Origin of the sequence: Clostridium tepidiprofundi DSM 19306 (genome assembly GCF_001594005.1) — a bacterium.
Classification (GTDB): domain Bacteria; phylum Bacillota; class Clostridia; order Clostridiales; family Clostridiaceae; genus Clostridium_AC; species Clostridium_AC tepidiprofundi.
Window position 1 is genome coordinate 57,020 of sequence record NZ_LTBA01000005.1, and the last position, 11,652, is coordinate 68,671.

Here is an 11,652-nt window from a genome sequence, read left to right on the forward strand (position 1 = left end):
TATTTTGAAGGCAAGGGAAAAAAGGGTTGAATTTCAAAATGAACTTCAAAAAAAGTATAAAAAACCTTTATTAGTAGCTAGGGTTAATTATCCAGGAGTAGATAAGGATAATAATTTGACAAGAAATATTTTGGGTATAATGGATATGGTTTTGACACAAATCTTTAAGCTAAAAATATGTTACAAGTTGCTTACATTTACAGCAGAAGGGCCTTTATTGATTTTTATAATTGATAAGAAGGCTTTAGAAGTAAAGAAAGTAGCAATAGAAATTGAAGATGGGCATATGCTAGGGAGATGTGTTGACATTGATGTTTATGATGAGAATGCTATGCAGATTGGCAGAAAGCATATTAATATGAAGCCACGAAAGTGTTTTATATGTGATGAATATGCTCATAACTGTGTTAGATCTAGAAAGCATAACATAGATGAAGTTAAAAACTTTATTAGTAGAAAATATGAAGAATATATGGAGAATTTTTATGGAAATATCAAGTATTAAAGATATAGCTTTTGATATTGGTGAAATAGCACTTCAGTCAATGCTTTATGAGATTTCATGTTTCCCTTCAGCGGGGCTAGTATCACCGGTATCAAGAGGGGCTCATAAAGATATGGATTACTTTACATTTATAAAAAGCACATCTGTATTAAGTAAATATATGGTTGTTTTTTCACAATGTGGCTATTCTGATGAACAGCCACATGTTATATTTAAAAAGATTAGGGAAATTGGTAAGGAAGCAGAACAAAGTATGTTTCTAAAGACAAAAGGAATAAATACTCATAAAGGCATGATATTTTTACTCGGAATATCGTGTGCAGCTACAGCAAAAGCTATTCATGATAGTAAAGACTTTTTATATATTCCAGATATAATAAAGAAAATGACTCATGGAATTGTTAGTACTGAATTGAAAAATATGAATAAGAATAAAAAATTAACTTATGGAGAAAAGCTATATTTAAAATATGGTATGGAAGGCATAAGAGGTCAAGTGGAAAGAGGACTTCCATTGATTTTTGATTATTCTGTTAAAGTTTATGAAGAGAATCATAGATTAAGTGAAAATGATAGATTAGTACACACATTGTTTTCAATAATGCAGTTTTGTGATGATACAACAATTTTGCACAAACATACATTGGAAAAGTTAAGATATGTTCAAAACAAAGCAAAACATATTATAGCTATTGGGGGAATGAACACAGAAATTGGTAGAAAAGAAATAAACAATATAGATAGAATTTTTTCGAGAGAAGGGATAAGTCCCGGAGGAAGTGCAGATTTACTTGCTGTAACGGTGTTCTTTCATATGGTTAAGGAGAAATTCTTTAAATGAATTTAACATAACTAGCAGAAGTCTCCCATCTTCTATAAGTGGGAGATGGATGCGTAAAAATAACTTGTTTCTATTATTTTTTTATGTTAAAATATAATCAGTAGTAAATAATAGAAATGAGTGATACCAATGAAATTAGATACAAATAATCATTCAGTATTCTTATTGCATTACCACTTGGTTTTGGTAGTGAAATATAGAAGAGAAGTAATAGATGACAAAATAAGTAGTAGACTAAAAGAAATATTCGAGAAAATAAGTCAAAAGTACAATATAACAATAGAAGAATGGGAACATGACAATAATCATATTCATGTATTATTCAAAGCACATCCAAATAGTGAGTTATCAAAATTCATAAATGCTTATAAAAGTGCTAGTAGCAGACTTATAAAGAAAGAATTTCCTCAAATAAAAAAGAAGTTATGGAAAGAGTATTTTTGGTCAAGAAGTTACTGTTTACTTACAACAGGTGGTTCACCCATAGAAGTAATAAAGAAATACATTCAAAATCAAGGGAAGAAATGAGGTGAAGGAGTTGCTAAAAGCTTACAAATATAGAATTTATCCAAATTCAGAACAAAAACTATATCTAGCTAAAACTTTTGGTTGTACTAGGTTTATATATAACAAAATGTTAGCTGATAGAATAAAGTCATATGAAGAAAATAAGGATTTAGATATAAAGAAAGTAAAATATCCAACTCCTGCACAATATAAAAAAGAATTTCCTTGGTTAAAAGAAGTTGATAGTTTAGCTTTAGCTAATGCTCAAATAAACTTAAATAAAGCATATAAAAATTTCTTTAGAAATAAGTCTGTTGGGTTTCCTAAATTCAAAAGTAAAAAAAGTAATTATTATAGTTATACAACTAACAATCAAAAGGGAACGGTATATATTCAGGATAGTAGAATAAAACTTCCTAAGTTAAAATCTATGATTAAAATAAAACAACATAGAGAGTTCAACGGATTAATAAAGAGTTGTACTATATCAAAAACACCAAGTGGAAAATATTATATATTAATATTAGTCGATACTGAAAAGAAACAATTACCTAAAATAGAGAAAAAAGTTGGTATAGATGTAGGGTTGAAAGAATTTGCAATAACAAGTGATGGAGAATTTTTTAGTAATCCAAAATGGTTGAGAAAATCTGAAAAAAGACTTGCTAAATTGCAAAAGGATTTATCAAGAAAGAAAAAAGGAAGTAATAACAGATATAAAGCTAGATTAAAAGTGGCTAAGTTACATGAGAAGATTGCTAATCAAAGAAAAGATTTCTTGCATAAAATAAGTACTCAATTAATTAACGAAAACCAAGTTATAGTTATTGAGGACTTAAAAATAAAAAATATGCAACAAAATCACAAACTAGCGAAAGCAATAAGTGAAGTGTCATGGTTTGAGTTCAGAAGAATGTTAGAATATAAAGCTGATTGGTACGGGAGGACAATAATAGTTGCACCATCTAATTATGCAAGTAGCCAATTATGTTCTAATTGTGGGTATAAAAACAAAGAAGTAAAGAACTTAGGACTTAGAGAATGGACTTGTCCAAAATGTGGTACACATCATGATAGAGATATAAATGCTAGTAAAAATTTACTGAAATTAGCTATATAATTTTGGTAATAATCAGAGGTTGGGACGACCTTGTTAGCTTGGGTAAACTTGCTCCATTAGGAATATTGACCAAGAAGCTCCCACTTCAACGAAGTAAGTGGAGGGTAGTTCACGAAAAGAAGTTTATATCTTCAATTCGTAATATGCAATATAAATATTTAATATCATATATTTTTTATTAATATTCACTATAAAAATCTCTGCATACTGCATTTTTTCGTTGTAATATATATGATAAAAATTTAAATTACGAATTGAAGGTTTATATGTTTATTGAAATTTAAAAATATAAATGTTAGAATGTAAATATAAGATTATTGGTGGTGAAAATATGGAGAATGATATTCTAAAGGGCATAAGAGATATACTAAAGTATGAATTAGAACCAATAAAAAAGCAATTACAAAAAAATACTATAATTTTGGAAGAATTAAAATCTAAGATTGATATTGTAGTGGAAGTACAAGGTAGTCATATAGGGCAAAATGAAAAAGAACATATTCAGATTATGAAATCTTTAAGTGAAAAAGTAGAAGTAATTGAGTTGGCTGTGAAAGATACATCAAAAGATGTTAAAGAATTAAAACAGAAATTTGAAAAAGTTGAAAGAGTAACTATACAAAATACTTATGATGTAGCTTATTTAAAATCAGTTAAATAATTTAGTCTTTGCAAGACTAATGAATGCTAGTTTTAGTGTATGTTAGTCTTTTTTTGTTGTGTAGGAAATTTTTCTGATTTTTGAACTTTGCTTTATTTTTATCGTATACTTATATAAAGAGAAAGTTCATAGAAATTGTGGCAAAGAAATTACCGTTGTTTATATTGAGGGTAGTTGAATGTAAATTAGCATAACTTTACCTTTGTTTGCTTCGGGGATTGGAGATTGGTGAATGAATTATATTTATGGGGGGATTGGAGATGATGAAGTGGAAGATATAAAACTAGTTGAAAATATTTTAGATGGGAATGTGGACAGTTTCAATATATTAGTTAATAAATATGAATACATGATATTGAAGTTTATTTATGGCATGATAAGAGATAAAGAAGCATCAGAGGATATAACACAAGAGGTATTTATAACAATATATAATAGGCTTTACATGTATGATAAAAAAAGAAAGTTTACAAATTGGATACTTCAAATTGCAAAAAATAAATGTATAGATTATATGAGAAAATATAAGAGGGTTTATGAATCAAATATTGAAGATGCTAGAAATTTAGTATCTTCAGATATATCGCCAGAAGAGGCATTGGAGTATAGAGAAACTAAAAAACAGGTGCAGGATTTTATAAATGAATTAGATGACATTGATAGGCAAATACTTACTATGAAATATTCTCAAGACATTACATTTGGTGATATAGCAGATGTGTTAGGAATGAATCTTTCAACGGTGAAAAGGCGGTACTATAAGATAAGAGATAACTACAAGATGTACAGAAACGATACGAAAAGAGGTGTTAGTAGTGGATTGTAATGTTTTTAAGAAAAGATTATATGATTATTTGGAGGATAATATTACGCATGATATGAAATCTGCTATGGAAAAACATATGGAAGAATGTGAAAATTGTAGAGAGATTTATAATAAAGAAAAAGAAATAGATGAAGAATTTAGAAGTGTATTTAATATTGATGGAATAGAGTTTTCGAGTTCAAGAGCGGATATAATGAAAAAAATTGATAGAAATAGATATAGCAAAAGCAAAACAAACAAATTAGTGTTTTTTATTAAAAAAAATAGGTACAAATATATGTCAGCAGTTGCGGCTGCAGCAGTATTATTGATTTTTGTTCCAATTGTTGCAAGGAATTCTAAAGGTAATAATTATCTCAAAGGAACTATGGATTCAGCAATGAGTACTGAATCAGTGCAAAAACGTTCACCAAAAAAAGTCAAAACTGAGAGAAGTAAAGCAGGGCTTTTATCAGCTGATAAAACCTCAATAATGGAAGAAAAATCTAATGATGCTATTAAGGATATAAGAAGTTATTCAGGTAGCGTAAAAGGTGTATATATACCAAAGTTTGATATAAGAAAGGCATCTAAAAAAGAGAGAGAAAAAAATATAACTACATGGAAAAATTCGCCCAACAATAAATTTTCAGCTTGCATAGAGGGAATGGATATAAGAAATGTGGATTTAGGTATACACGATATTTATATCAAAAATTTGCAATCGGGTAATGTTAATGTTTATAGCATTAAGGATAATAAAGAACAGAATACACCTATGTATTTAGAATGGTGGGATGATGATAATATTTTGGTTATAGTTGGATTTGGATACGGTACTGTGAGCAAAGGTGGAAATGTATACGACTTAAATATTAATACAGGTGAAACAAAAATAGTGTACAATACCAAACCCAAAGAACAGGTATGTAAGGTTACAAAGCGTGGAAAGGATTTGTATTTAGATTTTATTGTTTATGATGATGATGTTATGAATGAGTACCATTTAGAGAAAGGTGTTATTAAGGGATATAAAGTTGATACTCAAAAGCAAACTAATTCCAGTTATTGATTTCAAGAAGAAATCTTAGAATACACAAAAACATTTACAGGCTATGTAGATATGAAATAGTCTAGTAATAAGTATATCAAAATTATAAGGCTCCACTTTTATAAGTGGGAGCCTTATAATTTTGATATAATAAGTATTTTCTTATTTGCTTGTATTATTGAATTTATCGTTAAACTTATTTACTTTTTCGTTGTTTGGAAATTTTTCTTTTAATTTAGCTAAATATTTGTTTGCATATTCTACTCCCTTTGAGTGTCTATATATATAAAATTTGGTTAAGTAATACTGAACTTCATTTGGATCTAATTTCAGTAATTTTTCATTTATAGCTAATGCTTTATCATAGTCATTTTTTGTAATATAACAATCAATTAGTCTTTCGTATAGAGATGATAAAACTATAAAATTATTCTTTTTCAATGAAACATCAATTGCCTTATTCAATATATTTATGGATTCATTGTAATTTCTTATGTGAAAATAAGAATCTCCTAGATACTTAAGAGCTAAAGGGTAAGCAAAATTATCTTTAGTATCCATTGAAATATATTTATTGAAATAATTAATTGCACTATTGTAATCGGGTAAGTGATAATAATAATAACCTTTATTATAGTATATTATTTCTAACTTATCTGTATCATTTGATTTTTTAGCTTTGTTTTCAATTTTAGTTAGTATATCAATACCTTCTTTTATTTTTTTTAATTCAAATTTTGTATTTGCATTATTTAATAAAGATTCATCTGAAAACAATCCACTGATAAATACTTTATTATAGTACTTTTCTGCCTCACGAAAGTTTGAGTTTGAAAACATTAAGTCACCTTTGTATATTAGAGTTTGATTGTATTTGAATATTGCAGCTATCAGTATAATAGTTATAGCAATAAATACGAAGTATTTCCTTTTAATGATAATACACTCCTTTTTATAAACAATTTGAGAATTAATATATTTTATGTTAATATATTCTCATGTCTATATTATACATAAATTGTAATCATATATCAATTATGAATTAATAAAGAAATAAGTGAACTTGTTCACGTATATCTACATTCTTGTTTTTGAGAATAAAAAAGATATTGATTTACAAGATGAAAAAAACCTAGATTAGTTGTATAATCAATATCATAAGGATTATAAATTTGTAAAATTATCAAAAGAGTAAAACGAGGATTGGGATGGTATATGAAAAAAACTAATAAGTTATATAAAAAAGCTATAAATCTGTATAATAATGGTTATATAGACAAATCAATAAGTGTGTGTGAAAAAAGCATAGCTTTAGATATACGAAATTCTGCTGCATTGAACTTAAAAGGTTTATTGCTTTATATTAAAGGTGATATAAATGAAGCTAGAAGAGTATGGGAAATAAATTATAAGGCAAATAATGATATGGTGTCAAAAAAGTATTTAAATGATAGCAGAAATGATATTGATAATAAAAAGCTTTATGAAGAATCGATAGATTTGATTAATAAAATCAAAATTGATGAAGCAATAAAAAAATTAGAGTTTTGCAAAAATAGTGATTTTAATGCTATCAATATTAACAATGCTTTAACAACATGTTATATAAAAAAAGGTGAATTTGAAAAGGCAAATGTATGTATTGATGAAGTATTAAAAATAGATAAGAATAATAAAATTGCGAAAGGAAATAAAAAACTGCTAATTAGTCTAGGAGTGATAGATAAAAAAAGAGATTTCAAAAAAGCGGTGATATATTCTTTTAGCTTTTTTGTAGTGATTTTATTGATATTCACTATCAAGTTTGGTATAAGCAAAATAAAATCTTATAAAAATGATAATATTATTAGTACATGTAATAATAATTCATATGTAGCTGAGAAAAAAAATGACAAGTGTACAAATAGAAAAACGTATAAAGTAATAAATAGTGAAGAAAATAATGGAGCAGACAAAACAATATATAATAAAACAGAAAAGGGAAAAGATAAAGAGTTAAGCACCGAAAAAAGTAGTGTAACAAATGAGGGGGAAAATAGAAAAGTTAATAAGGAAATTCATGTAGCTTCAAAATATACTACAATACAGGGCGAAAAATCATATGATAAAGGACCAGAAAAACTTTCTATTGATAAGGTAAGCGAATGTATAGAAAAAAAGGATATTGAGTCACTTTATAAATATGTAGATGAGTGGGATAGCAAGCAATTGAATATAAATGAGAGAGCTATTATTAGCAAAGCCAAAAAGTTATTAAATGAATACGCTTGTGGATTTTATTACAATAAAGGATTAGATGCTTATAAAAGTAAAGAATATAAAGCTGCGGTTCAAAATTTTTTAAAGGGTATTATATACGGAAAAGCAAATTATCTGTATGAGCATGATTTGTATATGTTAGCAGTATCGTATGAAAAGATGAATGATATTGAAAATTCACTTATGTATTATGAAATGTATAATAAGGAATTTAACGAAAAAAAATATATAAAAAATGGTACATATATTGAAATAGTTTTATATAGATTAGCAATGTTATATAAGGATATTGATATAAATAAATCTAAGAAATATGCCAAAATATTAAATACAGAATACGCAAAATCTAAATACAATAATTCCAATATCTATGAAATTATTAAAATGAATAGTAGTAATTAATTTATGGATTTTAAATATAAAATTTGGGTATAATAATCGATAAAAGGTATTGACATATGATTTATTAAGGTATAGAATGATAATGTGGTTGATACCTCACAGGGGTATGTTAAGAGGGTTAGGAAATGTATTAGTAGTATTCACATAAATAGGAGGGGATTTTTATGTTACATGTAAATCAAGGTAGTTTTGTTAAAGAAGTTTTAGAGTCAGATAAACCAGTAGTAGTAGATTTTTGGGCAGAATGGTGTGGACCATGTAAGATGCTTTCACCAGTTATAGAAGAGGCTGAAAAGGAGATAGCTCCAAAGGCTAAATTTGTTAAAATCAATGTTGATGATAATCCAGCATTGGCTCAACAATTTGGTATAGCTAGTATACCTACAGTAATGGTGTTTGATAAAGGTAATGTTAAAGACACAATGATTGGTTTTAGACCTAAGAATGATATCGTTAACTTTGTTGAAAGAAATCTTTAATAAAATTAGGTATGCAAGGTATATTGCATACCTTTTTTAACGTAGCTTATAGAAGTATTATATACGTGAAAAGTTCTTAAAATCGTATAATTCTCTAGACAAAAAATACGAATTTTATAACTTGATAAGTATATATTCTATAAGTTGTGGTATTTCACAAGGTAATATTGTGAAAATGAATATATTGCCCATAACCATTATGTCCAGTAGCAATACAAGTTCACAAGGTAACACTGTTAAAATGAAGTATATATACGAATAATAGTCTTGTGAAAGATTTATACTTGAAAGAGTAGAAGTATTAATAATTTGATAAAATAATAATGTGTATTCTATGTTTTAGTAGTAGGAAAGGAAGTGTTGTTATGAGTGAAAGATATGATATTGCTATAGTAGGAAGTGGACCTGCTGGATTAGAAGCTGCTATCAATGCTGTTATTAGAAATAAAAAAATAATTTTGTTTGGTACTGAAAACTTAAGCAATAAACTGATAAAAGCACCTAAGATAAATAATTATTTGGGATCGTTTGATGTTACAGGAAAAGAATTAATGCAAAAATTCAAAGAGCATATTTCTGCTATGAATATAAATATTGTAGAAGAAAGAATAAACAATATTTATGCCATGGGTGAATATTTTGCTTTAATGGTTAATGAAAAGATGTATGAAGCTAAGACTGTTATACTTGCTGGTGGTGTTGAGTATACAAAACCTTTAAAAGGTGAGGAAGAATTTTTAGGAAAAGGTGTTGGATATTGTGCAACGTGCGATGCTCCTTTATATAAAGGTAAAAAAGTTGCAATTATAGCATACAATAAAGATGCAGAGAAAGATGCTAATTATGTGAGTGAACTTGCTGGCAAGCTTTATTATGTTCCAATGTATGAAGGAGAATATTCATTAAACAGCAGTATAGAAATAATTAAAGATAAACCTATTGAAATTACTGGTGATACTAGTGCAGAAAAGCTTATTTTAAAGAATGAAGAATTAAATGTAGATGGTGTTTTTGTATTGAAGGATAGTGTTTCTCCAGGTCAGTTAATGCCAGGACTTGAAATGGAAGGAGAGCATATAAAAGTTAACAGAAACATGGAAACAAACATTGCAGGATGTTTTGCAGCAGGAGATTGTGTTGGTAAACCGTATCAATTTATGAAAGCTACTGGTGAGGGACAAATTGCAGCATTAAGTGCTGTTTCTTATCTGGATAAGAAGTAACTTATTTAGCTAAAGCAAAACATAGGGAATTTAGGAGTATAGTTTACTTCAACTAAATCAAAAAGCTTCAATATCTTACTTATAGAGGTGGGAGTATTGTAGAATTTATAAAAAATAAAAAAACAGAGACTTTTCTAGTGGAAAGGTCTCTGTATATGTTTTGATTTAGCCGAACTTGTTTGTTAGGTTACAAGCCAAATAACGAAGGAATATAACCAAAAACGAACATTTCAGCCAAGACTAAATTAGCATGTCATTATCCAAACAATGAAAGAATATAATCATTTATTTGGTGTATTATAGAACAACTCTGATAGATATCTTTTTCGTCATAATTTTTGAACACTGCTATTGAATTAGTTTTTTCTTTATATAGTTTTTCAGCTTTATCGTTGAGTGGTTTAGCATTGACAACATTAATAGGTAAAATCAATAAAAAGTAAATGCAAAATAAACTAATTGCTAGGAACTTCTTATTTAAAATTGAATGCTTCATATTTAACACTCCTTTATTTAACAAAACCATATTTTTAGTTTAAATCAAGCTCTTAAGACTTTTAGAGTCATAACAGTATTATTGCTTTTGTATTAAGAGAACTAAGTAACTTAATGATATTGTACCCAAATTTTAAATTTTAATGCAATATTAAATTATTTTTCGAGCTCTTTATTTTTGAAGTTAAGCAATAATTGTTTGTATTTATCGTATTTTGATTTTACATTAGCAAAAAGTTTATTTGGAGTAGAATACAAATTATTAAGTACAGTATCATCTAAATTGCCAGTAAGTGCTTGGTTTTTTTCGGTTTCAATAGCATGATGAAGACTGTTCAAATACGAATCATAATCATTTATAATTGATGAAAAAAGTTTATAAATTTTAAGACCATCTTTTGAAGGTATTATTTTACTGTTTTCTATTTTTATTTCATTTAATGATTTTAAGTCTTCAGTTATTAATGATAAAATATCATCATAATTAGGAGTTTCTGTTCGTGCTTTAATAAGACATTCTTTGAAATTTCTCTTATTAACTATATCTATAAACTTATCAGCAAGATTGTCCATAGTATCTATGAAAGCCAAATTTTGCTTGCGTATTATTTCTTCAGAATTTCTAATTTTGATATTTTCATCAGCAAATTGAATAACATTATTTATAAAATTCAAGTAAGAAGATGGTAAATTAACCTTAAAGTTTTCGTTATATATGAGAGAGTAAAAATTTCTGCATTTATCTCTATAATCTTTTAAATCTATAAGTGAATTATCTGCGTCAGTGCTTTTAGGATACTGAACGATTATTAAAGTTTGCATATAAATTCTAATATTATTATCTATACCTTGCATCAAATAATCAAAATCCTTAGCCAATTTTTCTGGTGGATTTAGTTTTGACAATTCTGATTCGATATTTTTAAAATTATCTATTATTTTTGGAAAATCTTTAATTATTTTATCGCTGTTTATAGAGTTATTATTAGAATAAGAGCTTACACTAGCATTAATGGAGTTAATTCTAGTTACATAATTTTTTATTGTTTTATTAAATGAAGCATATGATTTGTTAACAAATGAGTAATAAGTTCCCCAAAAAATTGCTGCAATTATTACTACAAGTATAAATGAGAGTATTAGAAATTTTGATAATTTGCTTTTTTTTGATTTCAATGATTTCACTCCTTTACAATAACTACTCAATTCATTATAGCACAATTAATGGCTTATTTTAAATTTCAAAATTTTCTATATTAAAATTCAAAGTTGATATTTTTATGATTCAAAAAATGTTATTTATG

At 26.9% G+C, this 11,652-nt stretch carries 13 protein-coding genes; 10 read left to right on the forward strand and 3 right to left on the reverse strand.

Annotated elements, in window-relative coordinates; all coding sequences use genetic code 11:
- The first annotated feature begins 4 nt into the window (after positions 1–4).
- From citX to CLTEP_RS04185, 7 genes are all read left to right on the forward strand, one after another.
- Positions 5–505 (forward strand): citrate lyase holo-[acyl-carrier protein] synthase, encoded by a 501-nt coding sequence (gene citX / locus CLTEP_RS04155; RefSeq protein WP_161938348.1) that lies wholly within the window; start codon positions 5–7, stop codon positions 503–505.
- Positions 486–1,346 (forward strand): triphosphoribosyl-dephospho-CoA synthase CitG, encoded by an 861-nt coding sequence (gene citG / locus CLTEP_RS04160; protein WP_066823076.1) that lies wholly within the window; start codon positions 486–488, stop codon positions 1,344–1,346. The genes citX and citG overlap by 20 nt, the downstream gene beginning before the upstream one ends.
- A gap of 129 nt (positions 1,347–1,475) precedes the next feature.
- Positions 1,476–1,874, forward strand: coding sequence for an IS200/IS605 family transposase (gene tnpA, locus CLTEP_RS04165; protein WP_084364624.1), 399 nt, complete (start codon positions 1,476–1,478; stop codon positions 1,872–1,874).
- A gap of 10 nt (positions 1,875–1,884) precedes the next feature.
- Positions 1,885–2,973 carry an IS200/IS605 family element RNA-guided endonuclease TnpB gene (gene tnpB, locus CLTEP_RS04170; RefSeq protein ID WP_066823150.1) on the forward strand — a complete coding sequence of 363 codons (1,089 nt, stop codon included), beginning with the start codon at positions 1,885–1,887 and terminating at the stop codon, positions 2,971–2,973.
- A 331-nt stretch (positions 2,974–3,304) separates the two neighbouring features.
- Positions 3,305–3,634 (forward strand): hypothetical protein, encoded by a 330-nt coding sequence (locus tag CLTEP_RS04175; protein ID WP_066823080.1) that lies wholly within the window; start codon positions 3,305–3,307, stop codon positions 3,632–3,634.
- Between the two features lie 232 nt (positions 3,635–3,866).
- Positions 3,867–4,460 carry an RNA polymerase sigma factor gene (locus tag CLTEP_RS04180; RefSeq protein ID WP_066823085.1) on the forward strand — a complete coding sequence of 198 codons (594 nt, stop codon included), beginning with the start codon at positions 3,867–3,869 and terminating at the stop codon, positions 4,458–4,460.
- The gene (locus tag CLTEP_RS04185) at positions 4,450–5,511 is read left to right on the forward strand and encodes a DUF4652 domain-containing protein (RefSeq protein ID WP_066823086.1); all 1,062 of its coding nucleotides are present in this window, start codon (positions 4,450–4,452) and stop codon (positions 5,509–5,511) included. The genes CLTEP_RS04180 and CLTEP_RS04185 overlap by 11 nt, the downstream gene beginning before the upstream one ends.
- A gap of 141 nt (positions 5,512–5,652) precedes the next feature.
- On the opposite strand, the gene CLTEP_RS04190 is transcribed toward CLTEP_RS04185, so the two are convergent.
- Positions 5,653–6,330: a tetratricopeptide repeat protein gene (locus tag CLTEP_RS04190; RefSeq protein ID WP_066823087.1), complete on the reverse strand. Its 678-nt coding sequence runs from the start codon at positions 6,328–6,330 to the stop codon at positions 5,653–5,655.
- A 375-nt stretch (positions 6,331–6,705) separates the two neighbouring features.
- Here CLTEP_RS04190 and CLTEP_RS04195 point away from each other — a divergent pair, with 375 nt between their 5' ends.
- From CLTEP_RS04195 to CLTEP_RS04205, 3 genes are all read left to right on the forward strand, one after another.
- Complete coding sequence (locus CLTEP_RS04195; RefSeq protein WP_066823088.1) at positions 6,706–8,151, forward strand: tetratricopeptide repeat protein; 1,446 nt, start codon at positions 6,706–6,708, stop codon at positions 8,149–8,151.
- A 164-nt stretch (positions 8,152–8,315) separates the two neighbouring features.
- Positions 8,316–8,630: a thioredoxin gene (trxA, locus tag CLTEP_RS04200; RefSeq protein WP_066823089.1), complete on the forward strand. Its 315-nt coding sequence runs from the start codon at positions 8,316–8,318 to the stop codon at positions 8,628–8,630.
- 365 nt (positions 8,631–8,995) lie between these two features.
- Positions 8,996–9,853, forward strand: coding sequence for an NAD(P)/FAD-dependent oxidoreductase (locus CLTEP_RS04205; RefSeq protein WP_066823091.1), 858 nt, complete (start codon positions 8,996–8,998; stop codon positions 9,851–9,853).
- Positions 9,854–10,109: 256 nt separating this feature from the next.
- Here the strand turns inward: CLTEP_RS04205 and CLTEP_RS04210 are convergent, their stop codons facing one another.
- Both CLTEP_RS04210 and CLTEP_RS04215 read right to left on the reverse strand, forming a co-directional pair.
- A complete protein-coding gene (locus CLTEP_RS04210) occupies positions 10,110–10,349 on the reverse strand; it encodes a hypothetical protein (protein ID WP_066823094.1) in 240 nt (79 codons plus the stop codon).
- Positions 10,350–10,504: 155 nt separating this feature from the next.
- The gene (locus CLTEP_RS04215) at positions 10,505–11,524 is read right to left on the reverse strand and encodes a hypothetical protein (protein ID WP_066823095.1); all 1,020 of its coding nucleotides are present in this window, start codon (positions 11,522–11,524) and stop codon (positions 10,505–10,507) included.
- Positions 11,525–11,652 lie beyond the last annotated feature (128 nt).